We start from the raw sequence: 25,553 nt of genomic DNA, 5'->3' as shown, positions 1-25,553 counted from the left end.
TTGGGAGGGGGCGGTCGCATGACGACCAGATCGACATTCGTGCAGACGCGCGAGACGTTGAGCACGGGCAGTGCTCTGGCGTCTGTCGCCATTCGGCAAGAGATTTCCGCAAGCTGGCAAAGGTGCTTGCAAAGTGGTCTGGACCCTTGCGGCATGCCCGAGGATGCGGCGGTGTCCAATCAGTCGCTCAGGATTGCCCGGCAGGCGCGAGAGCGTCTGATGCGACTTGTCCGCCCAGAGCTGGAACTACTGAGTGCGCAGATCGCCGGGGCCAATTTTATGTGTGCCTTTGCCGATGAGACCGGTGTCGTGCTGGACACGATTATGGACGCGGACTTTAGCGAAGGCCCGTGCGGACGCTCTATCCGTCCGGGATCGATCTGGCTTGAGGAAAAGCGCGGCACCAATGCTCTTGGGTTGGCGCTGTTGTCTGGACGGTCCAGCATGGTGATGGGTGGAGAGCATTTCTTTTCGTGCCATGGTGGGGTGTCTTGTGTCGCCGCGCCAATCATGGCCTCGGATGGCCGGATCGTCGGGCTGCTGGACGCGTCGTCAGAGGTGACGGAGCGGCAGTATCACACTCAGGCACTGGTCACTCTGGCAGCCACGAACATCGAAAACCGGCTATTTGCCGAGGCACATCAGGACGATTACATCGTCCAGTTTCACCAGCGTGCGGAATACCTAGCCACGCAAAGCGTTGGTTTGATCGGCATCGATGAGGGCGGGAGGATCACCGGGGCGAACCGCATGTCAGCAAGACTGTTGGACGGAGAGCATCTTGCCACGGCCAGTCTGTTCAGTGACTTGTTTCGGGGCGATGTGCAGGCCGTCCTGCGCACCTTGGCCCGAGGGGAAACCGTGCAGCTGTGGGATCGGTCGAATGCCGGGTTTTTCGCGCGCCTACACCCGGGATCATTGCAGCCGCAGGTGGCGCGTGGGTGGCGCTTGCGGGACGTTCCGGCGGCCAGGCGGGTTGCCCCGCAGACGGGGGCTATCGTTCTGGACGACGATATGGTGCGTGAATGCGCGCGTGTGGCCAAGCGGGCCGTGTCGTTGGGGCAGGCGGTCTGCATCCGGGGACTGTCGGGCACCGGCAAGACCCGGCTGGCAGAGGCGGTGCATCGTCATGTCCATGGGGAGGGCACCCTGATCGCGGTCGACTGCAACAGCCTGGGCCCTGCAGCGCAAGGCATTGCGGCGGTCCACGCGCTCTTACAGGGGTATGTGACCCCCGATCTGATGGCAGAGTCCGGCGGGACGCTGGTGCTCGAGAATATCGCGAGTTTGGAGGATCTGGGGACGGATGCCTTTGCCGGTCTTCTTACTACCCTGCGCCACGCAATCACGGAACGCCAATGGTGTGTTCTGGCGACGGATCGGACCGATTCCGAAAAGGTGGACTGGCATCCAAGGGCGATTGGCGAATTGCGGATGTTGACCGTCGAACTGCCCAGCCTTGCGGCGCGCACGGACTTTCCCAAGATTGCCCGCAGCATGCTGGCAGAATTGTCACCGGACCACCGGCTTTCAGCGAAAGCCATCAAGGCGCTTGGCAAAATAGACCGGCGGGACAATCTGAACGACTTGCGGCACCACCTTCAGGTTCTGGCTGCGCAGTGTCCTGCCGGGGTGCTGCGCGATGTGCATGTTGCCCGATTTCTGACGATTCAGGACGCCGCGGATCAAGTCTGCCCGCGTTGCGACGGTACGTCCATTCGCAGGCAACGCTGTCTTGAGATTCGTCGCATGTACCGGGTCTGCCAGTGCAACGTGGCGCTGACGGCGCGGCGGCTGGGCGTGTCGCGCAACACGGTCTACACCCATCTGAAAGACTAGATAGGGGCCGGCCATTGGGTGGCAAGGGACGCCTCGATCCGGGTGCGATGGCGGGTCTCATCCTCGGCAGACAAGAAAAGCAGCGCGGTGCGACCATGACTTTCCAACGCCATGCCGATGCTGCGGCGATTGTTGTCCACGATCACGAATAGCCCCTCAGGGCGGCCACGGTAGCGATGGGTTTCGATAAAGGCCGTCAAGGCCTCTGCCGCAGGCCAGGGACCGGCCCCGGTGCCGGGCAGCATGTGGACCAGCGCGGCCGCATCTGTCTGCCGCGCTGGACGCAGCAGAGCCGGACCGGCCGCGATTTCGGGCGGGTGCAGTAGGTGCCACTGTTCGGGGGCCAACAGATAATCACGGCAGGGTTCCGCTGTCTGCGTGCCTTGAAAAAACATGCGCCTGCCGACCGGGTAGGGCGCAAACCCCAACCGTGCCAACAGCGCGCGGGAGGCATCATTGTCTTCGTGGCAGGTGGCGATAAGCGGCGGGGCCGGTCGCGCAAACCGGGTGCGGATCGCCAAACTGAGTGCGCGGTGCATAATGCCCTGCCGCCAATGATCCGGGTCCAGCCAGTACCATAACGAGGCACCCAGACACAGCGCGCCGACCACGCGGTTTTCCCGCTCGATCAGGCGGAACGCCTCGCCGGGATGTTGGCCGTGGATCAGCAGGGCGCGGGCCTGTTCGGGATCGACCGGATGCGCCACGGTGGCCAGCCAGCGGGCCGTGCGCTGGTCGCTCAACTGGCGTGCGATTTCGGGCAGATCCGCATCGGTCGGCAACCGCAACGTCAGATCGTCTTGTTCCAGAAATTCGGGGAAATCGTCCATCTGCCTGCATGGTGTAACTGCGGATCATCGCCATCAAAGGGCGATACGCGTCATGAAATCAAGTGATTGATTCGCTTCTTTTGCAAGTGCGGCGCATCTTTCTGCGACGCAGAATAATTATTGTGAAACAGAGCGTTACAGGCCGCGATTCCAAACGTAACGCAAATTTACACTTTTCGGCCACGGCACAGCGCAATCGCCGAATCCCGCCTGAATTCATTGTGTCGTGGGGTCGCTCTGCTAGCCTTTACGACACTCGAACGACCGGGCGCCCAGGGGAGGGGGAACCCATGTACGAACCAGAACAGATTTCACCGGCACGCAAGCGCCGGAACGGATCAATTCGGCCGTTGCCTGCCGGGAGCGCCGGACATGGCATCCAGTATCGCCGTCAGGTCGGTCGCCATGCGCTGGTGAACCTGCCGCATCACCTGATCCCGGGTTCTTTGATCAAGGTTGTCCACCGCCTGACGCGCCGCCCGCAAGTCGTGTGGATCGCCGGTCTTGATCGCGTGACCGATGGCGTTCTGGCAACTCTGATCAACGCCGTCGGTTTGGCGGCAGACCTGCTGCAACGCCTGAAAAAAGCGGATGTCAGCGGGATCAATCATCGTGTTGGCCTTTCGGGTCGAACATGGGCCGTCGTTTACAGGGGGCAGTCATGAGCGGTCAATCACGAAGCATCGAAGCAATCCTCAAGGATCGGTTGGAGGTCACACTCCAGATCGCCGAGGCGAACACCACGCAACTGCGGCTGAACCAGAAAGCCAGCGGGATGATGGTGCTGGACCTGAAAGACGAACGCGACGGCGTGGCCGACAGCGCCCACGAGGACGAACAGGCCCGCAATGACGCCGCGCGCGACGCCAACCTGAACAAGATCTCCGATCTGGAAAAGAAGCTCTCGGCGCTGGACGAAGAGCTTGAAACCGTCATCACGAAGGAACGCTAAATGACAATGCACAAGCCGCCGCAGGCGATGACGCTGTTTGATCTGATTGCCCGGACATGGGTTCTGGATACGGATGTGCGCCATGTTCTTTTCAATGGCGCGGGAACCTCTGTGGTCGCGGTGTTGGGCGATGGCCGCATGGCCTTTTTCTCTGTCAATGACGCCGAACATCCCGAAAGCCGTGTCCGGGTAGAGGCCGACACCGGACGTCCCAGTATCCGCCCCCGGACCAAGCCGCTGCCATTGCCGGTGATCAGCGAAGAGCCTGTTGCGCGGCCTGATGTCCAGCTTTGTCGGCTTGGCGAACAGGGATTTGCCTTTTCTCACGCCGATAGCGGTGCCTTGTGGCGGGCCACGGGGCGTGGGCAGACCCTGCGCGTCTCAGCCGCGCCGATCGATGCCGTTACGGCGCTGGCCGCCGCGCCGCGCAATGGCCGCATATTGATGGCCAGTGGCAAGGTGCTGGTGCTGGCCGTTGCCGAAGGCGGCGCAGAGATTTGCAACGCAACCCTGCCGCACGAAGTCTCGCGGATCGTTGTCTCGCCGGATGGACGTATGGCAGGATGTTGGGGCGGCGGGCAGGTTAGCCTAGTGTCGACCGAAGATCTCAGCGTGCGCAAAACCGTCGACTGTGACGGTCAGGTGAGCGATATGGCGTGGTCGCCCTGTGCGCGCTGGCTGGTGGCTGGCTGTGAGGACAAGGCCATGGTGTTGGTCGATGCTCAAGCGGGTACCTCTGACCGGATTGTCGATTTCCCAGCCGCCGTCCGAACTGTGGGTTTTAGCGACAAGGCCAGGGCAATGGTCGCGTCGGGTGCGTTCCGGGTGGTGGGCTGGGATCTGCCCGACCTGCCATTTGGCGAGCACGAAGGCACACCGATTGAAACCGGCAAACCGGGTTTGACGATTGTCGACCGGATTGCGGTGCACCCCAAGCGGGATCTTTGCGCCGTCAGTTATGTGAACGGGCTGGTGATGATCTGCCGGATCGGCCACCCGGATGAGATGCTCTTGCGCGAAGGTACGGGCGCTGCGGTCAATGCGCTGGCCTGGTCCGACGATGGTGCGCATCTGGCGATCGCGGGGGAGGACGGATCGCTTTCGATCACGACGTTCCCCAAGAACATGTTCAAGTAACAACAACTCCAAGGGAGAGAGATCCATGACACAAGCCTTGTCCACAGAAGAGCAAAGCAAGGACCGGTATTTCCAGCAACTCGCGAAAGTTGCAGAGGAAATGGTCGACGAACACGGCAAAGATTTTGCCGCCGGAGCGCTGGTGCTTGCCGCGCGCTGGGTGGCCGAAAACCGTCTTGGCCAGACGGATAACCGCCCGAACTAATGCGGTTTGGCCGCCTGTTGCGAGGCAGCAGGCGGTGCCGACAAGCTGGCAATCTGATTGACGAGAATACCGCTTAGCGGACCGGCCAGCGCGCCAAGCGTGCGGGCCGTGGCCTCTGCTGTGCTGTCCGAACGGTATGCACCTTGCAGTACGTCGATCAGGTCCGGCTCGATCAATTGCGCAAAGGCACAAAGCTCATGGATACGGAAGGCCGCAAAGTGCAGGCTGTCGCCATTCAACAGAACATCGCCTTGTTGACGCGTCGAGACGCTGGTCTTCAGGGCGTTGCTGTGGACTGCGGCCCCCAGCGTGGTGAGCACGGATTTGCGCCATTTCGCATAAGCGGTGTCGGCCGAATGATCGATGCCCACGGAATACAGCCGTTCGGAAATGCTGCGAAAGGCGCGGCCTCCGGCGATGTGGCGACGCCAGAAATCGCTGGCCTCATCAACTGTGCGACACTCGGCAAAGCGTTGGGCCAGCTTGGGGCGGATCAACAGCACCAGCGCCATGTCCACGTCTTCGGTGATCGACCGGGCAATCTGCATTGCGGGCATCGGCAGATCGGTCAGGGCCAAAAGACGCAAAGCCGCAAGCTGTTCGGTCAGCCGGGCCGAAATTGCCGCCAACCCGTGCCATTGCGCCGGGCTCAACCCGCTGCTTTCCCGCGCCTTGCCGGCATTTGTTGCCTCGTGAAAGGCGCGCACCCAGATCACGCATTGATCGAACAGGAAAATAAGATCCACGTCGGTGCTGCTGGCAGAGGCCTCAACCCGAGGAACTGCGCGGAACCCGGGCAGACTGCGCAGGCCGCCGCGCCAGGTGCTGTCAAAATCCAGGCCCGCCGCCGACCACAATTGTTTTACGCGGGCCAGCAATTGCGGAGACAGGCCGGGATAAGACAATTCCGGCGCTGCGCCAACAAGCGGGACAATACTGCCAATCGGGGGTGTCTTGCTCATCACACTGCAATTCAAGGGCTTCTTCGGTCAACGATAGACCGGCCCCGCCGTTCAAGGCCAGCAATTTGTCTGCGCCACGTCGTCCGGATGTTGCCATGACGCTAGGGTTTCAACTGCGTACAAAACAAGGTCAGGTGTTCCGGTTGGGACAGGTGGTCAGCGTTCTGCAAATGTCGGCGGGCGAATTGGACGCGCATCTGGAAGACGCGGCGCGCGACAATCCGATGCTCATCTTGCGACGCAGGCCGATGACCACATCCGGTGCCACGGATGTGCTGGAAATGGCCGCCGTGGCAGAAGCGGGCAGTCTTTACGATCATGTCTCTCGAGCGTTGGCGGGCTTGCTTGCCGAGGGCGGAATGATGGAACGCGTTATCACCGCTCTGATAGAAGAACTTGAACCTTCGGGATGGTTGGGGCGCGCGACCGACGAGATCGCCAAGAGCCTTGGATTCCCGACCAGATTGGTAGACGCAGCGCTGCAGGTTGTCCAAAAACGGGTGGAACCGGCCGGGTTGTTTGCACGGAACCTTGAGGATTGCCTGCGTCTGCAACTCGAGGATCGAAATGCGCTGACCGATGACATGGCGCGTGTCTTGTCGGCCCTTTCGATCGTGGAGGCCAAGGGTATGGCGGGCCTTGTCGCGGCGACGGGACTGGACGAGGAACAGGTGCAGGACTGCCTTGGACGGATCCGCTGTCTTGATCCCAAACCGGGCAGCGCCTTTAGCAATGATCCCACCCTAGTGCGAGAGCCGGATGTTCGGATCACACCTCAAGGCGCGGGTTGGGACATCGACTTTCTGTCGGCCATGCAAAGAGACATCCAGATCGTCCAGCTGCCAAGACATGGCCAGACGGCAGAGACCCGCGAGGCCCTAGCCAAGGCGCGGGCGTTAAAGCAGGCGCTGGAGATGCGCCAATCGGCCTTGCGTCAAGTTGTGCGCGTATTGGTCGACCGTCAGGGGGCGTTTTTCCGCCTCGGTGCGGCGGCCATGGAACCGCTGACCATGTCGGACATTGCGCAGGCTACGGGGTTTCACCTCAGCACGGTCAGCCGTGTTCTCAACGGATTGTTGATCGAAGGGCCGAACGGGATTGTCGCTGGCCGAACGCTTTTTGGCGGCACGGCTTCGTCCCGGACGCAGGTGTCCAAACCTTATGTGCAGGCAAAAATCCGGGCGCTCCTTGCCAAGGAAGATCCGAAAAGACCGCTATCTGATCGGCGGGTGACGGCATTATTGCAGGCCGATGGCATTGCCGTCTCGCGGCGCGTGGTGTCCAGCTACCGTCAGGAAATCGGTATCTCGCCAGCTGCAAAACGCCGCCGCCACGCCTGACTCGGGCCGGAAAGCCCGCGGCGTTTTTCTCGGACCGATTTGCCGAGTCTCACACCCCCTTCCAATCCACAAAATTTTCACCGACAGAGGCCCCAATCGGGGCCTTTCTGCGGGCTGTTTCACAGGATTGCGCACCTCGTGCGGGACGGTTTTCCGGGTCGATACCACCAGAATTACCGTCCAGAGATTTCTGCCAAATCGGACAGTGTAACGCTTTGTAAAGGCGTCAATGAAACGCCTGTAACGTTATGCGACAATCCGTCTCTGCGTCAGGATGTGCGTTTCCCGGGTTTCAGACGTCACGCAAATTTTTTCTACAGAAAATATACTCTGAAATCAGTTGGTTGGTGGATTTGTTGGCGAAAAAATCTGTGTCTCCTCAATTTTGGAACCAGCCTTGCCAGAAGAAGGACACAAGATGCGGGCGGCCAGCCAAACGGTCGGCTCAAAGAACGAAGGACAGGGAGTAAGGCACCAGCCTCCAACTACGTCGCTACCGTGAACTAAGGCGACATCGGGCAGTGTCCAGCTTTTCAACCTTTGCCGAGAACCGGCGCCTGACCGTCAGGCGCTCAACGACGCAACGGCAAAAGCCGCCAACAGGTGGCCGGGCAACCGGCTGCAGAGCTTTAAGGAGGCTCATGACATGACTTTGACGCTTAACAAGATCACGTCTCAACGTGGTATCTCGATCGGGGAGGCAACCAAGAAGATTTCGGATCTCGGCTGGAATCCTTCCTATGTTCAGGAGGCCAGCACCTACCCGACGGACTACAAGATCACCAAGGCCCCGCGCGACCCGATGAAGCAGGTCCTGCGGTCCTATTTCCCGATGGAAGAGGAGAAGGATAACCGGGTTTACGGCGCGCTTGATGCGGCGCTGCGCGGCGACATGTTCCGCAACGTGGAGCCCCGCTGGATCGAGTGGATGAAGCTGTTCCTGGCGATCATCCCGTTCCCGGAAATCTCGGCTGCGCGCTCGATGGCCATGGTGGCACGCTTGTCACCGGGCGAAGACCTGCGCACCGGGTTTACCATGCAGATGGTCGACGAATTCCGCCACTCCACGATTCAGATGAACCTGAAAAAGTGGTACATGGAAAACTACATCGACCCGGCTGGTTTCGACATCACCGAAGAGGCGTTCGGCAAGTGTTACGCCACCACCATCGGCCGCCAGTTCGGCGAGGGGTTCATCACCGGCGATACCATGACCGCCGCCTGCATGTACCTGACGGTGGTTGCGGAAACCGCGTTCACCAACACGCTGTTTGTGGCAATGCCGTCTGAGGCTGCGCGCAACGGTGACTACGCCCTGCCGACCGTGTTCTTGTCGGTTCAGTCGGACGAAAGCCGCCACATCGGCAATGGTCACTCCCTGCTGATGGCTGCTTTGAAAGAGCCGGAAAATCACCTGCTGCTGGAACGCGACCTGCGCTATGCCTTCTGGCAGAACCACGCCATCGTCGACGCCGCCATCGGGACGTTTATCGAATACGGCACCACCAACCGCGACAAGGACAAAGAGTCCTATGCCGAGATGTGGCACCGGTGGATTTTCGAAGACTACTACCGGACCTACATGCTGCCGCTCGAAAAATACGGCGTAAAGATCCACCACGACGACGTTCAAGAAGCGTGGAAGCGGATCACTGAAAAGAACTACGTCCACAAGGTCGCTCAGTTCTTCTCGGTTGGCTGGCCGGTGAACTTCTGGCGGATCGAAGCCCAGACCGAAAAAGATTTCGAATGGTTCGAAAACAAGTACCCGGGCTGGTATGCGGAATTTGGCGAATACTGGAAGTGGTATGCCAAACTGTCCAAGCCGGGCGAGACGGTCATGACCTTTAACCAGGATACTGGTTACGTCTATCCGCACCGCTGCTGGTCGTGCCTTGTGCCCTGCCTCATCCGCGAGGACATGGTGGTCGACGAAATCGACGGTCAGCTGCACACATTCGCGCACGAACTGGACCGCTGGACCGCCGTCGAGGCCTTTGCTGACGAATACCAGGGTCGTCCGACCCCGGCGATGGGCAAGTTCTCGGGCAAGCGCGAATGGGAAAGCGTCTACGACGGCTGGGATCTGGCGGATGCCATCAAGGATCTCAACTTTGTCCGCGACGACGGCGAAACCCTGGTGCCGCAACCGCACCTGCGGTTCGACGACAAGGACATGTGGAAGCTGGAGCACGTCCGTGGCCACACTCTGCGGTCGCCGTTGAACATGCTGCGCGGCATGAATGAAACCGACCGCGCGGCGCATATCGCCGAGTATCAGGCCGGATTCACCATCAATCCCTGCAACTGATTGCAGAACTGCGAGGGCCGTTTGCGCGGCCCTCGCCCCCAAGCGCGCGAAAGTCGCGCGACGTGGATAGGGAGGAAACGATGACGGACACATACACAGTCCGATTGGAGCCGGTCGGCGTGGAATTCGAGGTCGAGGAGGATGAAACCATCCTTGACGCCGCGTTCCGCCAGGGCATCGCATTGCCCCACGGATGCAAGGAAGGACAGTGTTCGGCTTGCAAGTGCGTCCAGTTGGATGGCGAAACGGAGATGCTAAAATACTCCACCTTCGCCCTGAACGACATGGAAAAGGACAGTGGCCACATCCTGATGTGCCGGACGCTGGCCTATAGCGATGTCGAAATCGAGCTGCTCAACTACGACGAAGAAGTTCTGGCGAAATCCATTCCGGTCAAGCAGTTCACCGGAAAGATCGTCGATTTCAATAAACTGACCCACGATATTCGCGGTGTCCAAATAGAGCTGGATGCGCCTCTCAAATTTTGGGCGGGTCAATATGTCGACATCACGGTCAAAACAGAAATGGGGGAGGAGATTACACGCTCGTTCTCCATGGCAAATCCGCCGAGCGAAACCCAAAAACTTGGCTTCATCATCAAAAAGTACCCAGACGGACGGTTCTCTAACGAACTCGACGATGGAGGCATCAAAGCCGGTGCCGAAGTGCGCGTCGAAGGACCCTACGGGATGTGTTTCCGACGGGAAGAACGACAAGGACCGGTGATCCTTGTGGGCGCCGGGTCCGGCATGTCGCCGGTCTGGTCGATCCTGAACGATCAGGTCACCAGCGGAGAGGATCGCCCGATCTATTTCTTCTATGGCGCGCGCAGTCAGAACGACCTGTTCAAGCTGGATGAAATCGGCGCGTTGACCGCCGCCCATCCGAACGTCGAGTTTATTCCGGTCCTCAGCCATGCCGATGATGACGAAAGCTGGACCGGCGAACGCGGCTTTGTTCACGAGTGTGTCGATACCCGGCTCAAGGCACTTGGGATTGACGGTGAGGGCGATGTCTATGCCTGTGGTCCGCCGCCGATGATCGATGCCCTGTCGCCTGTGCTGTTCATGCACGACTTCGAAACCGACCGCATCTTCTACGACAAGTTTACGCCCACTTCCGGTTCTTCGGGCCACTGATACCGGCCCGGACGCTAGTGACGTGAACAAAAGAAACCAAGGGAGACTACCATGGTAGCTACATCCAGCTCAGTCGGATCCGGTGCCGCCGGTGCCGCGCAATTCGTTGGCTCTACCAGCCGCAAGTACAACTACTTTGAACCGCGCGGAAAGCGAGCGACCCACTACGAAGACGTCACCGTTGACGTGCAACCCGATCCCGAGCGCTATCTGATCCAGAACTGGATCATCGAGTTCGAAGGCGGCAAGGGCGGTGGCGCTTATCAAAAGGACTCGACCGCTGCGTTGTCATCGAATTGGCACGCCTTCCGCGCGCCCGACCAAGAATGGGAACGCACCCATTATCAGCGCCAGTCCAAGATCGAGACGATGGTGCAGAACGTCATTACCAACGCTCGTAAGGCAGGGGCGCACAAGGTCTTTGACAAGAACTGGCAGAGCATTCTGCAAAAACACCTGGGTGCGTGGAAACATGCGGAATTCGGCCTTGGCACCTCGCTCATGCAGGCGCAGCGCTACGGCTATACCCAGATGATCAACAACGCCACGTTGACCAACTCGTCCTACAAGATGCGCCTGACGCAGGACGTCACGCTGTATCTGGCCGAAATTGGCATGGATATCGACGGGTGGAACGACGAACTGGGCAAGAAGACGTGGCTGGAAGATCCGATCTGGCAGCCGACCCGCCTGGCGGTCGAGACGATCATGGGCTGTGAAGATTACCTCGAACAGTACTTTGCCATCAACATCGTGTTCGAACCGCTGGTGGGTGAGTTGATCCGCTCTGGCTTTTTCATGCAAGCGGCCGCAGCCAACAATGACTTCATCACGCCGCCGGTGATTTCCGCTGCAGAGGCTGACTATGAGCGCAATCTCGCGAACACGGTCGACCTGATCTATCTGCTGGCCAACGATGAAAAGCACGGCGCACATAATAAGGCGCTGTTCAAATCCTGGCTGACAAAGCATCGCGACCTTGCCGACAAGGCCGCCGCCGCGCTGCAACCCATCTGGTCGCAGCCGCATTCCAAGCCGGTCTCTTTCGAGGACGTCAAGGCCGTCTCTCATGAGCGCCTGAACCACATCGTTGCCGAGCTGGGCCTCGAATAACCTCCTGAAAGGAATAGAAACATGTCTAGCGTAGCGCGCAATGCAACCAAGCAGAACATTTTCAAAGAGATGAAGGACATCGACCTGACCTCGCGCGAAGTTTCGCACCAGTGCGGCGTCACCATGAACGACAGCGTCGAGGCACGCGCCATCGCCGAGTTCATGGGTCAGGATCCGAAAGTGACCGTGACCTACAACCCGGCAACCATCCGGATCGACGGCGAAGGCAAGCTGATCTTCAAGATGGATGAGATCACCGAATTCCTTGGCCGCGAAATGACGGCCGAGACCTTTGAGGTCAACACCTCCACCCACTACGGGCGGATGGTCCGGATCGACGACGATACGGTGATCCTCTTCGGCGACATGAACGAGGTCATGGAATACATCTGACCCATTTTGACATCCTCCGGGGCCCGCACCGCGCGGCCCCGGAGACAGTCCAGACACACATTTGACGATCTAGGGAGGACACCATGTTCAAGACACCGCAGGGCAAAGAGGTATTCGTACTCGATGGCCACACCCATTTCTGGGACGGGAGCCCGGAAAATCAGGCCAACGTGCACGGCAAACAGTTCATTGACTGCTTTTATGCCTATCACACCAACCTCAGCCCGCCCGAAGAGCTGTGGGAAAAGGCCAAATTCGACAAGCAGTCCGAGGATGACATCTATCGCGACCTGTTTGTGGACGGTCCCAACGACATGGCAATCATCCAGACCACCGTGCTCAAGGATTTCTACAAGAACGGCTTTGGCTGTCTGGAACGGTCGAACGAGATGGCCAAGCGTCATCCCGAACGCTTTATCGTCAACGGATCTTTCGACCCGCGCGATGGTGAGCAGGCGCTGGAATACATCCATTACATGAAGGAAACCTACGACATTTCCGGCGTGAAGATGTACACCGCCGAATGGAACGGGGACTCCAAGGGCTGGGCGCTTAACGATCCTGCGGCTTACAAGTGCTTTGAGCTGTGCGACAAGCTGGGCATCAAGAATATCCACGTCCACAAGGGCCCGACCATCATCCCGCTGTCCAAGGACGCCTTCAGCGTCGATGACGTGGACTATGCCGCCACCGATTTCCAGAACCTGAACTGGATCGTTGAACACTGTGGTCTGCCGCGTCTGGATGATTTCTGCTGGATCGCGACGCAGGAAACCAACGTCTACGCTGGTCTTGCGGTGGCAATGCCCTTCATCCACTCGCGCCCGCGCTATTTTGGCGAAGTGATGGCTGAACTGCTGTGGTGGATTGGTGAGGACAAGATCCTGTTCGGCTCGGACTATGCGATCTGGACGCCGAAATGGCTGGTCGAAAAGTTCTGGGACTATCAGATCCCCGAGGACATCTCTGCCGAGCGTGGTGGCGTGCAACTGACCGATGAGATCAAGGAAAAGATCCTCGGGTTGAACGCGGCCAAGCTGTACAACATCGACGTCGAGGCGAAGAAGTCTCAACTCGCCGGTTCCCCTGTTCAAATCGCGGCGGAGTGATCCAATGCTGGTTGCCAATCTACAGGCAGAACTGGAGATCGAAGTCTGGGAACGTCTCGATGCGGTGACGGACCCGGAACTCGACGAGCCCATTACTGACATGGGCTTTGTCGAGCGGATCGAGGTGACGGATGCAAGACAGGTGAGAGTCGATTTTCGGCTCCCCACCTACTGGTGCTCGCCGAATTTCGCCTTTCTGATGGCGTTCGGCATCCGGCGCGAGGTGATGGCCCTTCCGTGGGTGGTTGAGGCCAATGTGCACCTGAACGACCATTGCTTTGGTGACAAGGTCAACGAAGGGGTCAACAGCGGGCGTGAGTATCACGACGTTTTTGCCGAGTACTGTGATGGTGCCCGGCTGGACGAAGTGGTGCAGACGTTTCTGGCCAAGGCCTTCGATCGCCGCCAAGAAACCGTGGTGCTGGGGTTGCAGGCGATTGGTCTGTGTCCGGCAGAGATCGTGACCATGACGCTGGGCCAATTGCGCATGGTGCGGTTCGACGGCGAGGAAGAGCTGCGTCAGCTGCCGCGTTACATCGAGCTGCTATTGGATCAAGGGCTGGCGAAAGCCTCGGCAGATCTGGCCTTTCCCACTTGGGACGGGCAACCGATCCAGCCGATGGCCTTGTCAGAGCATCTGGCCCGTCTGCGCAGCACGCGGATCAACATGGAGTTCAACGGCGCGCTGTGCCGAGGGCTTGCAAAAACACGCTACAAAGAGGTCGAGATCGGGCCCGACGGTCCGACGCTGGTCGATTTCATCGCCGGGCGCGTGCCGCCCCGCGACGACGTCGGCGCGCGCCGCTAGGTCGCGGAACCACCAAGAAACTTTAGGGAGGACGCCCGGGTCAGGCCCCGCGGCGAAGGAGGAAGATATGGCTAAACTCATGGTACACGGCAAGGTTGCTCGCAACTGTCTGGCTCGCGGGGTCGCCCGGCTGGCCGCGGCGGTGGAACCCACCCTTGGCCCCAAGGGGCTGAACGCGATGATCGACCGCCCGGTGGGCACACCGCTTGTCACCCGTGACGGCGTCAGCATCGCGTCCGAGATTGCGTTGCGCGATCGATTTGAAAACATGGGCGCGCAGGTTGTCCGCGAAGTGTCGATGCAGACCAACGATGTGGCAGGGGACGGCACCACGACGGCAATTGTGCTGGCCAACGCACTGATCCAGCGTGGCGTTGATCTGACTGACGCTGGCGCGAAACCTGTGGACCTGTGCAAGGGGATCGACCTTGCGGTGTCGCGGGTCGTCGCCGCAATTGATGCCTCATCGCTCAGCTGCGACGACCACCCCGAATACCTGGAGGCGGTGGCGCGGGTGTCGTCGACCGACCCCAAGCTGGGTGAACTGGTCGCCGAGGCCTATAGCCGTGTGGGCCGGGATGGCGTGATTTCTGCAGATTTCGGCGTGACCATCGAGACGACGATGGAAGTGGTCGAAGGCATGTCCTTTGAGCGCGGCTACATCTCGCACCACATGGTCACCGACCGCGAGAACATGGAAGCGGTGCTGCGCAATCCGCTGATCCTGCTGACCGACCAAAAGATCCTCAAGCCCGAGCTTCTGGATCAGGCAATTTCTATCGCGGATGGCGAAAACCGGCCCCTGCTGATCGTCGCCGAAGAGATCGCGCCCGAAGTGGTGGTCAAACTGCTCGAACACGGTGGGGCAGGGAAATACCTGATTGTGCATCCGCCAGAGTACGGCAACTGGCGCACCGCCATGATGGACGATCTGGCCATCCTGACCGGCGGCGAGGTGCTGGCGCGCGATCTGGGCAAGAAGATCGAGAATGTCACCCGGGCGCAGCTTGGCGGGGCGGAAACTGTGCGGTCTCACGCCTCTGGCACATCTATCCTGCGCGGAGAGGGTGATCCGGATGCCATCACGGCACGTCGTAATCAGGTGCAGCGTCAGCATGACAACGCGCCGCCCAACATCGACAAGGACAAACTGCGCGAGCGCCTGTCCAAACTGACCGGCGGCAGCGCGATCATCTACGCGGGCGGGTTCACCCCGGTGGAACAGAAACGGACGATCCAACTGATCGAAGATGCGCTGTGCGCGGTTCAGGCGGCGGCGGAGGACGGTGTGGTTGCCGGTGGCGGCACGGCCTTGGCACAGATCGGCTCCTGTCTCGACAACCTTGATGCGCTGGGTGACGTGGCCAAGGGCATTCAGCTTGTCCGGTCGATCCTGACCGACCCAGTGCGTCGCATTGCGCGCAATGCGGGGGCGGATGTCGCCGCTGTGGCGCAGGCGGTGGCCGAAGGCGCGCCGGGTCATGGTTACAACGCCGCAACGGGCGTCTTTGGCGACATGTACGAGGCCGGGATCATCGATCCGGCGCGTGTGCCCGCCAGCGCATTGGTCAATGCGGCCTCTGTCGCAACCCTGATCCTGACTACCGAAACCCTTGTTGGCGATCTCGACGAAGGTGAGGCCGATCCGACCGAAGGACCCGCCCTTGGTGGTGGCGCTGAACTGCTGGGCCGGGCCTGACCGCTCTGTGACATCACGGGGCCGGTCCATATCGGAACCGGCCCGATCAGACTGAAGGAATGAGATCATGAAAGCAGCAAGACTATACGAATACGACCCCGCGATGAACGTCCAACTCAGGATCGAAGACGTGAGCGCCCCTACGATCACTGCCCCCAACGAGGTGATCGTCAAGGTCGGTGCGGCCGGACTATGCCGCACCGACCTGCATATCATCGAAGGCGTCTGGAAAGACATCATGGACGGAGAGGGCAGCCTGTTGCCCTATACGCTGGGTCATGAAAACGCAGGCTGGGTCGAGGATGTCGGCAGCGCCGTGACATCGGTCAAGCCCGGCGACGCGGTGATCTGCCACCCGTTCAACAGCTGTGGCATCTGTCTGAACTGCCGCTACGGGCACGACATGTACTGCGACCATGGGCTGTTTCCCGGCCTTGGTCTGGACGGCGGCTTTGCCGAGTATTTCAAGACCAGCGAAAAATCCCTGATCAAGCTGAACACCGGCATCACGCCGTTGTCCGTGGCACCGATGGCCGACGCGGGCATCACCGCCTACCGCGCTGCAAAGAAGGCCGCCAAGCTGGTCAATCCCGGCGGTTACATCCTGCTTCTGGGCATTGGCGGGCTGGGGCACATCGCGCTTCAGGTGCTCAAGCACACCTCTGGTGCGCGGATCATCGCGGTGGACCGCGAACCAGCGGCGCAGGAACTGGCGCGTGAACTGGGCGCCGATATCATTCTGGACGGCGGCCCGGATCTAATTGAGCAGGTCAAAGAGGCCACCGGCGGCGGCGCGCATGTGGCGATCGATTTCGTCGGAGAGCATGGTACCGAGAACATCTGCTGGAAACTGCTGCGCCAAGGCGGTGAACTGATCATGGTTGGCTACGGCGGCACGGTCGAGGTGCCGACGCTGGAGCTGGTCGCCAATGAGATCAAGATCGGCGGCAGCCTTGTGGGTGACTTCGTCGAACTGGTCGAACTGATGGAGCTGAACGCCGACGGTTTGGTGAAGATGCACCAGACGGAATACAGCCTTGCGAACATCAATCAGGCGATTTCCGACTTCAAGGATCGCAAGTTTACCGGGCGGGGCGTGATCGTCCCCTGATCGCCCGTCTTGCCATCCGGATGCGCCTTGGGGGTCTAATCCTCCGCCCAATGCGCCCGCCCTGCGGCACGCTCCTCCTGTCTTCGCCGCAGGGCCTCAATTCCAATCAAAACCGCCGAGGACGTAATGGCCAAAGCAATACACTCCATGATCCGCGTGCTGGACGAAGACCGTTCTGTCGCCTTTTATCAAAAGGCTTTTGGACTGACCGTCGCGGACCGGATCGATTTTGACGGGTTCACGCTCGTTTATCTGTCCAACGACGAAACCGGTTTCGAGCTTGAGCTGACAATCAACAAGGGCACAACCGAGCCGTATGATCTGGGCAACGGCTACGGCCATCTGGCCGTCAGTGTCGAGGATGTGGCAGCAGAACACGCCCGGTTCGAGGCCGCGGGCCTCTCCCCACGCAAGCTGGTCGATTTCAAACACGACGGCCGATCGCTGGCCCATTTCTTTTTCGTTCAGGACCCTGACGGGTACGAGATCGAGGTCCTGCAACGGGCCGGTCGCTTCAAATAACGCCAAATCGAAAGAGGGAGGACACCATGTCAATTCGTAAACAAACGCTGACGCGGCGCCAACTGTTGTCGCAAAGCGCGATGATGGGCACCAGTTTTGCCATTGGTGCCAGCTTTGTCGCTGGTCGGGCCGATGCTGCCAACTGGGCGCTTGAGGTTGTGCATCTGAAACCGGAGACGATGGCTACGCTGATTCAGATGGCGCGCGACATCTATCCACACGATCAGGTGTCGGACGAATTTTATGCCATAGCGGTCAAGGGCTATGACAGCGCCGAGGCCGCCGATGCGACCGAGACCGGTATCGCCGCATTGAACGCCGCCGCGCAGGGCATCGGCTACGCCAGCTACATCGACGTTGGTTGGGAACGGGACCGGGTGGATCTGTTGCGCGGGATGGAAAACAGCGCGTTCTTCCAACAGATCCGGGGCGGGCTTGTCACCGGTTTGTACAACCAGAAAGCGGTCTGGCCGATCTTCGGATACGAGGGCGAGAGCTATTCCCAAGGCGGTTACATGTACCGCGGCTTTGACGACATCAACTGGCTTTGAGGGGGGGCTTGACCAATGAGTGCACCATTTGACCTGAACGACGACAACGTCGTTGTCATTATCGGAACCGGCGCTGGCGGCGGCGTGTTGGCAAATGAGCTTGCCCAGAAAGGCGTGTCAGTTGTCGCGCTTGAAGCAGGCGGGCGGTATTTGCCAGAGGACTACATAAACGACGAATGGGACAGTTTTGGCCAACTGGCCTGGACCGATCCGCGCACCACGTCGGGCGACTGGCGGGTGGCCAAGGATTTCAGTGGCCTGCCTGCGTGGATCGTCAAGGCGGTGGGCGGCACCACGACGCACTGGGCGGGTGCCTCGCTGCGCTTTCAGGATCACGAATGGAAGGCCAAGACGAACTACGGCGATGTGCAGGGGGCCAACCTGCTGGACTGGCCCATCGACCCGCGTGAGATGGACGATTACTACACCAAAGCCGAAGACAAGCTGGGCGTGACCCGCACGGGCGGTCGTGCGGGCCTGCCGGGCAACAACAACTACAAGGTCTTCGAAAAGGGTGCCAAGGCGCTGGGCTATGAACATGTCCACACTGGGCGCATGGCGATCAATTCCGCGGACAATGACGACCGGATGGCCTGTCAGCAGACGGGGTTCTGTTTTCAAGGCTGCAAATGGGGGGCCAAGTGGTCGTCCGCCTACACCGACATTCCGCGCGGCGAAGCAACTGGAAATCTGGAAGTGCGCGAGCGCTGCCACGTCATGCGGATCGAGCACAACCAGCAGGGCAAGGTGACGGGCGTTGTCTATGTCGATGCCGATGGCAATCAGCAACAACAAAAGGCGCGCGTTGTCTGTGTGGCGGGCAATTCGATCGAAAGCCCGCGTTTGCTGCTCAACTCGGCGTCTGCGATGTTCCCGGACGGACTTGCCAACAGCTCGGGTCAGGTGGGACGTAACTACATGCGCCACGTCACCGGATCGGTCTATGCGACGTTTGATCAACCGGTGCGCATGTGGCGCGGCACCACCATGGCGGGCATCATTCAGGATGAGGCGATCAACGATCCATCGCGCGGGTTTGTCGGCGGGTATGAGTTGGAAACGCTGGCGCTTGGCCTGCCGTTCATGGCGGCCTTCCTTGATCCCGGCGGTTGGGGGCGTGAGTTCACCACCGCGCTGGACCACTACGAGAACATGGCCGGGATGTGGATCGTGGGTGAGGACATGCCTCAGGAAACCAACCGTATCACGCTGAACCATGCAGTGACCGACCAGCATGGTTTGCCTGTCGCGGATGTGCATTTTGACGACCACCCCAACGATGTCGCCATGCGCAACCACGCCTACAAGCAGGGAATAGCGGTCTACGAGGCGGTCGGCGCCACACGGGTGTTCCCGACGCCGCCTTATCCATCGACGCACAATTTGGGCACTAATCGCATGTCGGCCAACGCGCGCGACGGTGTGGTCAATGCCCACGGCCAGACGCATGACATTGCCAACCTGTTTGTGTCCGATGGCAGCCAGTTCACCTCTGGCGCGGCGGAAAACCCGACGCTGACCATCGTGGCGCTGGCGATCCGTCAGGCGGATTTCATCGCGGCAGAGATGAACAAGCAGACGCTTTGATCTGACTGATCCGAAAACACTCAGGGCATTCCGCGTCGCGGGATGCCCAACCCCGTGGCAAAGGCGCGGGCAACAAAATTCCAATATCCGACTGAGGGAGACCGACAAAGATGGACGGAAATGACATGCGGCAGGGGGGCGGATGCCCCGTCATGCACGGCGCGACAAACACATCCGGGCGCAGCAACCGTGACTGGTGGCCCAACCAACTGAACCTTGCCATCCTGCATCAGCATGGGCCCGCATCGAACCCGATGCCTGCAGGCTTTGACTATGCCGAGGCGTTCAAGGCGCTGGATCTGGACGCGGTCAAGGCGGATCTGACCGCTCTGATGACCGACAGTCAGGACTGGTGGCCCGCAGATTATGGCCATTATGGCCCATTTTTCATCCGAATGGCGTGGCACAGCGCGGGCACCTATCGCACCGCCGACGGACGTGGCGGCGCCTCGACCGGTAGCCAGCGATTTGCGCCGCTGAATTCATGGCCCGACAACGGCAATCTGGACAAGGCGCGACGTCTGCTATGGCCGATCAAGGAGAAGTACGGGAACGCCCTGTCGTGGTCGGACCTGATGATCCTGGCCGGGAATGTCGCAATTGAAAGCATGGGCGGCAAGACATTTGGTTTTGCCGGTGGCCGCGAAGACATTTGGGCGCCAGAGGAAGACATCTATTGGGGGGCCGAAGGGGAATGGTTGGCCACATCCGACAAGGCCAACAGCCGCTATTCAGGGGACCGCGCGTTGGAAAACCCGTTGGCCGCCGTGCAGATGGGGCTGATCTATGTGAACCCCGAGGGGCCTGACGGTAATCCAGATCCGCTGGCCTCTGGCCGGGACATTCGCGACACCTTTGGCCGCATGGCAATGAACGACGAGGAAACCGTGGCGCTGGTCGCAGGGGGGCACACCTTTGGCAAGGCGCATGGCGCGGGCGATCCCGGGCTGGTCGGCTCTGAACCCGAAGCCTGCGGGTTGCAGGATATGGGCTTTGGTTGGAAGAACACCCACAAGACGGGTAAGGGCGCCGATACAACTACCTCTGGCATCGAGGGACCGTGGACAGCAAACCCGATCCAATGGGACATGGGCTATTTCGATGTGCTGTTCGGCTATGACTGGGCGTTGACGAAAAGCCCCGCTGGCGCACACATCTGGCACGCCCAAAAATTGCGGGACATCGACCACGCACCACAGGTCGATGGCTCTGCCGCGAAGGTGCCTGTGATGATGACCACCGCCGACATGGCGATGCGGATGGACCCGATCTATGGGCCGATCTCAAAGCGGTTCCACGAAAACCCGGACGAGTTTGCCGATGCCTTTGCCCGCGCGTGGTTCAAGTTGACCCACCGCGACATGGGGCCAAAGGCCTGCTATCTGGGCAAAGAGGTGCCTGCCGAAGACCTGATCTGGCAGGATCCGGTGCCCGCGGTCGACCACCCCCTGATCGACGACAAGGACATCGCCGCACTCAAGGCCGAGATCCTCGGCTCTGGCCTGTCGGTTGCCGATCTGGTCTGGGCCGCTTGGGCCTCTGCCTCGACATTCCGTGGCTCTGACAAGCGCGGTGGCGCCAATGGCGCGCGCATCCGTCTGGCACCGCAAAAGGACTGGGCGGCCAATGAACCCGCCCGCCTGTCGCGCATTCTGGATGTGCTGTCCGGTATCGCATCCGATTTCAATGGCGGTGCATCGGGTGGCAAGAAGGTCTCGCTTGCGGATCTGATCGTCCTTGGCGGCAACGCCGCAATCGAAGAAGCGGCCCGCGACGGCGCACACAACATCGATGTGCCGTTCTCACCCGGACGAGGTGATGCCACCGCAGCACAGACAGACGCGGCCTCCTTTGAGCCGATGGAACCGATTGCCGACGGCTTTCGCAACTATGAAAAGGCGGCCTATACCGTCCCGGCAGAGGCGCTGCTGATCGACAAGGCACAGCTATTGGGCCTGAGTGCGCCGGAGATGACGGCGTTGGTTGGCGGTCTGCGCAGTCTGGGTGTGACCTGCGGCCAGTCCGGCCTTGACGTTCTGACCAAACGACCCGGCACGCTTAGCCCAGACTTCTTTGTCAACATTCTCGACATGGATACAGAGTGGCTGCCGGTCGATGGCGCAGAGCGTGTGTTCGAAGGGTGTGACCGCGCAAGTGGGGCAAAGAAATGGACCGCATCGCGGGTCGATCTGGTCTTTGGCTCCAACTCGCAACTGCGGGCTCTTGCTGAGGTGTACGCAAGTAAAGGCAACGAAGGATTGTTTGTCCGCGACTTCGTATCTGCCTGGACTAAGGTCATGAATGCTGACCGTTTCGACTTGCACTAAGACCTCGGGACCGGAGCAGACGAAAAAACTTGTGTTGAGTTTTTGAACAGTCCGAGGGCCGGTGTTCTGGCCCTCGGTCGTGCAGTGTGACTACGAACCTGTTGACCCTGTGGGGAAAACGACGCGGTTCGAATTGGACGGCCCGAAAACACCCAGAACAGGCCTGTGCCCGCAAAAGGTGTTTTATGGGAATAACATTGGATATTGACCTGCCTGCTTGGTAGGTTCTTGCAACGGGAGGAAACAGCGGTGGACATATTCTCAAAACGCGATGGTCCGCGTCTAGAAGACGTGAAGGCCAAGCGCATATTGTCCGAAAACGCGGGTACGATCCGCAAGCTGGCTGATCAGATCAGCGGTGGTGGCTATTCCAAGATGCGCGCCGATGAGGCGCGGCGTAAGGAACCCCCGAAACCAGACGGTCTGATCATCCACGACCTCAAGGCGCGCACCCGGGTCGATGTCCCGGAACCGTATGTGAAGGTCAGTCTGAACAATCGCGTTGTTTTGGTCGACAAGGCCAGTGGCCTGCAACTCCAGATGCTGGGAGAAATCCGGGGCAACTTTATGTCGAAGCGGTTTGCGTTGTGCACTAAAGAGAATGGGTTCTTTTCTCCGGTCGATGCTGAGATGATTGATCTGATCGGACATCTTGACAACGTCGAGCTATCAGATGCGTTTACCGAAGCGGATCTTGCGTCGAAACTGGAAGCTCTGATTGTTCCAACAGAGGCCTGACCGACCGGCCGGGTGGTGTTCAGCTTAACGAGTCAAAGGAAAAGACGTATCGACCCTAAAACGGGTCAACCCAACAGGATCGAAAAGCAAGGGGGCCAAGTGATTGCCTGACAACTCCAGCTATTCGGAAACCGACACCCGTGACGCTTGGGAACGCTTTGTTTCCTCCGGAACGGCTGTCGATGATCGGCCCGTAAACGTGCGCGAAGAGATCTTGGATTCCTGGAAACGCAGCAGAGAATTGGGCGTCGATGCCTGCATTCCAGCATCGCGTAAGATCGTCGATGAGAACCAGATTTTTTTGCGACGTGAACGTAATGCCGCCTTACGTCAGGCAGCGTCCGCAGCCTTTAGACGGCTGGAGCCCCATCTGACGGATGCCCAGACGATCCTGATCCTGGCTGATGATCAGGGCGTCATTATCGATGCAATCGGGGATGAACACGTTCTGGACGAAGGCCAAGAGATCCATCTGGAGATCGGCGGCGACTGGAACGAGAACATGATCGGCACCAACGGGATCGGAACCGTTCTTCGAACCGGGAAACCGGCCTATGTTCATGCCAGCGAACACTTCGTCGAGGGTGTGCAGTCTTGGACATGTGCCGGTGCCCCGATCCATGACCCGTTGACCCAGATGGTGATCGGAGTAGTCGATCTGTCCGGCCCGCCACAAATCTTTCAACAACACAACGTGGCCCTAGTCCTGGCCATGGCGCGAGAAATCGAAATTGCGCTGGCTGAACACAGACAGGCAGAACGCACCCAATTGCTCGAAGCCTTTCTGATGTCGGACTACAGCCGGGCGCATGATGGCGTTATTCTGGTGGATCAATCCGGTCGGGTTTTATTTCGCCGGGGGATAGAGGATGGCCCACTGCGCAGTGCCCGCGAGCTGTCGGTCGGGCACAAGCTGCTTCCCAAACTCGAAGGTCTGTCAGATCAGGATATCCCCAAACTTCTACCGCTCAACGTCGAGGCCGAGGGCATCGAGAGGCTGAAACTCGAAGGCGTGTTTCGCGGCGCGGCGCTGTTCCTGAAGGACAGGCGCAAGCTGCCACAACAGACCGGGGCAAGTTGCAAGATCAAGCCGCGCGCCAATGTCGCCGAGGCGCAAATCCAGATCGTCGGGTCTTCGCCGAAAATGGTCGATGCGATCGGTTTGGCGGAACGGGCTGCGATGGCCAATGTGTCGGTTCTGATCCACGGCGAAACCGGCGTCGGCAAAGAACTTTTCGCTCGGTTGATCCATGACCGGCTGGCGAACGCCAAGGCTCCTTATGTGCCAGTCAATTGTGCGGCAATTTCCAGCGACCTGATCGGCGCTGAGCTATTCGGCTACGCTGACGGCGCCTTTACAGGCGCGTCGCGTGGTGGACGCGTCGGTAAATTCGAACTGGCTAACAAGGGCGTGCTTTGTCTCGATGAAATCGGAGACATGCCGATTGAGTTGCAGCCCTATTTGCTGCGGGCTCTGGAGCAGCGCGCCATCTACCGCGTCGGAGATAACCAGCGCCGTCCGGTCGATGTGCGCCTTGTCGCCATGACAAACCGTGATCTGCGCACCGAGATCGAAAAGGGCAACTTTCGTCGTGACCTGTTCTATCGCATCAGCGTCATGACAATCGAGGTGCCGCCGCTACGCGAGCGTGGCCGCGACATCGTGGAACTGGTTCACCATTTCTCTGCGTTCTTTGCGCAAGAGACCAACCGCCCACCGATCATCTTCACGGACACAGCGCTGGAGAAACTGAGCGGCTATAAATGGCCGGGTAACGTGCGCGAACTACGCAATGTGATCCAGCGCTTTTATCTGATCAAGACCGACAACGTCGTGACGGAACGCGATATGCCGCCCGAGATCATGGATGACTACGAAGGCAGCGATGCGGACTCGCTAGAGCATATCCTAGGCGGTAATTCGGGCGATCTGGAAAGCATCGAGGCGAGCGCCATTCGGCGCACTATCATCGCCGAAAACGGCAACCTGACACGGGTGGCGGCAGTGTTGGGCATTTCGCGTCCGACTCTTTACCGCAAGATGAAGCGGTATCACATCCGCAAGACCTGATTGCTCATTGGCAAATCCCTGTCCCAGTCGGGAAGGGGGGCTGAGGGCGGTTCATTTTGACCGCCCCTTCAGCTAATGGTGTCAGACAACCTTGACCGTGAGTGTTCCCAGCCCGTCGATTGTCGCCTCCATCACGTCGCCACGCGAAATGGCATCTACCCCCGACGGCGTGCCAGCCATAATCACGTCTCCGGCCCGAAGCTCAAAGTATTCTGACAGGTAGGAGATCATCTCTGGCACCTTCCAGATCATCTGGTTCAGGTCGCCTTCTTGACGCAGGTCGCCATTGACCTTCAGCGTCACCTGACCGTGATCGGGATGGCCAACCTTGGAGACCGGGTGCAGCGGGCCAACCGGGCCGGAGCGTTCAAAGGCCTTGCCGATTTCCCAAGGGCGGCCCATTTTCTTGGCTTCGCCTTGCAGATCGCGCCGTGTCATGTCCAACGAGACACCGTAGCCCCAGACATGGTCCAGCGCCGTGTCCACCGGAATATCCGTGCCGCCGGATTTCAGACCGACCAGCAGTTCAACTTCGTGGTGAACGTCGGAACTGTGCGGCGGATAGGGAAACGAGCCCGAAGCATCGAGGTTGTCGGGGTTCTTTTGAAAGAAGAACGGCGGTTCCCGGTCGGGATCGTGGCCCATTTCGACGGCATGTGCCGCAAAGTTTCGCCCGATGCAGTAAACCCGCCGCACCGGGAATGTGCCGCCATCGCTGGTGGGAATGACATGGACCTGTGGCACGGGAATAACGGTGTCTGACAATGGTTTTCTCCTGGGCGCTTGTCTGACAGATCTGTAAGTGCGGG

23 protein-coding genes are annotated in these 25,553 nt (G+C 59.7%); 20 read left to right on the top strand and 3 right to left on the bottom strand.

The annotated features are described in order from the left end of the window. Positions 1 to 18: 18 nt before the first annotated feature. Positions 19 to 1,839, top strand: coding sequence for a sigma-54-dependent Fis family transcriptional regulator (locus ANTHELSMS3_RS20440; protein WP_198319846.1), 1,821 nt, complete (start codon positions 19 to 21; stop codon positions 1,837 to 1,839). Here ANTHELSMS3_RS20440 and ANTHELSMS3_RS20435 read toward each other — a convergent pair. Then, entirely contained in the window at positions 1,836 to 2,669 is an 834-nt protein-coding gene (locus tag ANTHELSMS3_RS20435; RefSeq protein WP_094036478.1) for a GNAT family N-acetyltransferase, read from the bottom strand. The genes ANTHELSMS3_RS20440 and ANTHELSMS3_RS20435 overlap by 4 nt on opposite strands. Positions 2,670 to 2,959: 290 nt before the next feature. Here ANTHELSMS3_RS20435 and ANTHELSMS3_RS25660 point away from each other — a divergent pair, with 290 nt between their 5' ends. The 4 genes from ANTHELSMS3_RS25660 to ANTHELSMS3_RS20415 are packed head-to-tail and all read left to right on the top strand — an operon-like array spanning position 2,960 to position 4,963. Then, positions 2,960 to 3,334 (top strand): hypothetical protein, encoded by a 375-nt coding sequence (locus ANTHELSMS3_RS25660; RefSeq protein ID WP_157733595.1) that lies wholly within the window; start codon positions 2,960 to 2,962, stop codon positions 3,332 to 3,334. Next, a complete protein-coding gene (locus ANTHELSMS3_RS20425) occupies positions 3,331 to 3,621 on the top strand; it encodes a hypothetical protein (RefSeq protein ID WP_094036476.1) in 291 nt (96 codons plus the stop codon). Before ANTHELSMS3_RS25660 ends, ANTHELSMS3_RS20425 begins: the two co-directional genes overlap by 4 nt. Next, the gene (locus ANTHELSMS3_RS20420; protein WP_094036475.1) at positions 3,622 to 4,758 is read left to right on the top strand and encodes a WD40 repeat domain-containing protein; all 1,137 of its coding nucleotides are present in this window, start codon (positions 3,622 to 3,624) and stop codon (positions 4,756 to 4,758) included. A gap of 25 nt (positions 4,759 to 4,783) precedes the next feature. Continuing rightward, positions 4,784 to 4,963: a hypothetical protein gene (locus ANTHELSMS3_RS20415; protein ID WP_094036474.1), complete on the top strand. Its 180-nt coding sequence runs from the start codon at positions 4,784 to 4,786 to the stop codon at positions 4,961 to 4,963. Here ANTHELSMS3_RS20415 and ANTHELSMS3_RS20410 read toward each other — a convergent pair. Continuing rightward, positions 4,960 to 5,925, bottom strand: a complete 966-nt coding sequence (locus ANTHELSMS3_RS20410; RefSeq protein WP_094036473.1) for a hypothetical protein — start codon at positions 5,923 to 5,925, stop codon at positions 4,960 to 4,962. The two genes, ANTHELSMS3_RS20415 and ANTHELSMS3_RS20410, sit on opposite strands and share 4 nt — an antisense overlap. Positions 5,926 to 6,020: 95 nt before the next feature. Here ANTHELSMS3_RS20410 and ANTHELSMS3_RS20405 point away from each other — a divergent pair, with 95 nt between their 5' ends. The 15 genes from ANTHELSMS3_RS20405 (at position 6,021) to ANTHELSMS3_RS20335 (ending at position 24,744) form a co-directional block, all read left to right on the top strand. Continuing rightward, positions 6,021 to 7,265, top strand: a complete 1,245-nt coding sequence (locus ANTHELSMS3_RS20405) for an RNA polymerase factor sigma-54 (protein WP_254694796.1) — start codon at positions 6,021 to 6,023, stop codon at positions 7,263 to 7,265. A gap of 646 nt (positions 7,266 to 7,911) precedes the next feature. Then, positions 7,912 to 9,576, top strand: a complete 1,665-nt coding sequence (locus tag ANTHELSMS3_RS20400; RefSeq protein ID WP_094036472.1) for an aromatic/alkene/methane monooxygenase hydroxylase/oxygenase subunit alpha — start codon at positions 7,912 to 7,914, stop codon at positions 9,574 to 9,576. A gap of 80 nt (positions 9,577 to 9,656) precedes the next feature. After that, the gene (locus tag ANTHELSMS3_RS20395) at positions 9,657 to 10,715 is read left to right on the top strand and encodes an NADH:ubiquinone reductase (Na(+)-transporting) subunit F (protein WP_094036471.1); all 1,059 of its coding nucleotides are present in this window, start codon (positions 9,657 to 9,659) and stop codon (positions 10,713 to 10,715) included. Positions 10,716 to 10,766: 51 nt separating this feature from the next. Continuing rightward, positions 10,767 to 11,828, top strand: a complete 1,062-nt coding sequence (locus ANTHELSMS3_RS20390; protein WP_094036470.1) for an aromatic/alkene monooxygenase hydroxylase subunit beta — start codon at positions 10,767 to 10,769, stop codon at positions 11,826 to 11,828. A gap of 21 nt (positions 11,829 to 11,849) precedes the next feature. Further along, the gene (locus ANTHELSMS3_RS20385; protein ID WP_094036469.1) at positions 11,850 to 12,221 is read left to right on the top strand and encodes an MmoB/DmpM family protein; all 372 of its coding nucleotides are present in this window, start codon (positions 11,850 to 11,852) and stop codon (positions 12,219 to 12,221) included. An 83-nt stretch (positions 12,222 to 12,304) separates the two neighbouring features. Then, positions 12,305 to 13,330 (top strand): amidohydrolase family protein, encoded by a 1,026-nt coding sequence (locus tag ANTHELSMS3_RS20380; protein WP_089279104.1) that lies wholly within the window; start codon positions 12,305 to 12,307, stop codon positions 13,328 to 13,330. A gap of 4 nt (positions 13,331 to 13,334) precedes the next feature. Further along, positions 13,335 to 14,138, top strand: a complete 804-nt coding sequence (locus ANTHELSMS3_RS20375) for a metal-sulfur cluster assembly factor (protein ID WP_094036468.1) — start codon at positions 13,335 to 13,337, stop codon at positions 14,136 to 14,138. A 67-nt stretch (positions 14,139 to 14,205) separates the two neighbouring features. Then, positions 14,206 to 15,837: a chaperonin GroEL gene (gene groEL, locus ANTHELSMS3_RS20370; protein ID WP_094036467.1), complete on the top strand. Its 1,632-nt coding sequence runs from the start codon at positions 14,206 to 14,208 to the stop codon at positions 15,835 to 15,837. 67 nt (positions 15,838 to 15,904) lie between these two features. Continuing rightward, positions 15,905 to 16,948 carry an NAD(P)-dependent alcohol dehydrogenase gene (locus ANTHELSMS3_RS20365; RefSeq protein ID WP_094036466.1) on the top strand — a complete coding sequence of 348 codons (1,044 nt, stop codon included), beginning with the start codon at positions 15,905 to 15,907 and terminating at the stop codon, positions 16,946 to 16,948. A 126-nt stretch (positions 16,949 to 17,074) separates the two neighbouring features. After that, positions 17,075 to 17,470, top strand: coding sequence for a VOC family protein (locus ANTHELSMS3_RS20360; RefSeq protein WP_094036465.1), 396 nt, complete (start codon positions 17,075 to 17,077; stop codon positions 17,468 to 17,470). Between the two features lie 26 nt (positions 17,471 to 17,496). After that, complete coding sequence (locus tag ANTHELSMS3_RS20355) at positions 17,497 to 18,021, top strand: Twin-arginine translocation pathway signal (protein WP_094036464.1); 525 nt, start codon at positions 17,497 to 17,499, stop codon at positions 18,019 to 18,021. 15 nt (positions 18,022 to 18,036) lie between these two features. After that, on the top strand, positions 18,037 to 19,608 hold the full coding sequence (locus ANTHELSMS3_RS20350) for a GMC family oxidoreductase (RefSeq protein ID WP_094036463.1): 1,572 nt from the start codon (positions 18,037 to 18,039) through the stop codon (positions 19,606 to 19,608). A gap of 110 nt (positions 19,609 to 19,718) precedes the next feature. Further along, positions 19,719 to 21,935 carry a catalase/peroxidase HPI gene (gene katG / locus ANTHELSMS3_RS20345; RefSeq protein ID WP_094036462.1) on the top strand — a complete coding sequence of 739 codons (2,217 nt, stop codon included), beginning with the start codon at positions 19,719 to 19,721 and terminating at the stop codon, positions 21,933 to 21,935. 249 nt (positions 21,936 to 22,184) lie between these two features. Then, on the top strand, positions 22,185 to 22,673 hold the full coding sequence (locus ANTHELSMS3_RS20340; protein ID WP_094037267.1) for a hypothetical protein: 489 nt from the start codon (positions 22,185 to 22,187) through the stop codon (positions 22,671 to 22,673). 103 nt (positions 22,674 to 22,776) lie between these two features. Continuing rightward, positions 22,777 to 24,744, top strand: a complete 1,968-nt coding sequence (locus ANTHELSMS3_RS20335; protein WP_094036461.1) for a sigma-54-dependent Fis family transcriptional regulator — start codon at positions 22,777 to 22,779, stop codon at positions 24,742 to 24,744. Between the two features lie 81 nt (positions 24,745 to 24,825). On the opposite strand, the gene ANTHELSMS3_RS20330 is transcribed toward ANTHELSMS3_RS20335, so the two are convergent. Further along, the gene (locus ANTHELSMS3_RS20330) at positions 24,826 to 25,509 is read right to left on the bottom strand and encodes a fumarylacetoacetate hydrolase family protein (protein WP_439098658.1); all 684 of its coding nucleotides are present in this window, start codon (positions 25,507 to 25,509) and stop codon (positions 24,826 to 24,828) included. Positions 25,510 to 25,553 lie beyond the last annotated feature (44 nt).

Origin of the sequence: Antarctobacter heliothermus, assembly GCF_002237555.1 — a bacterium.
Lineage (GTDB): Bacteria > Pseudomonadota > Alphaproteobacteria > Rhodobacterales > Rhodobacteraceae > Antarctobacter > Antarctobacter heliothermus_B.
The sequence above is the reverse complement of the archived record's forward strand: the minus strand, read 5'-3'. Positions and strand labels throughout refer to the sequence as shown.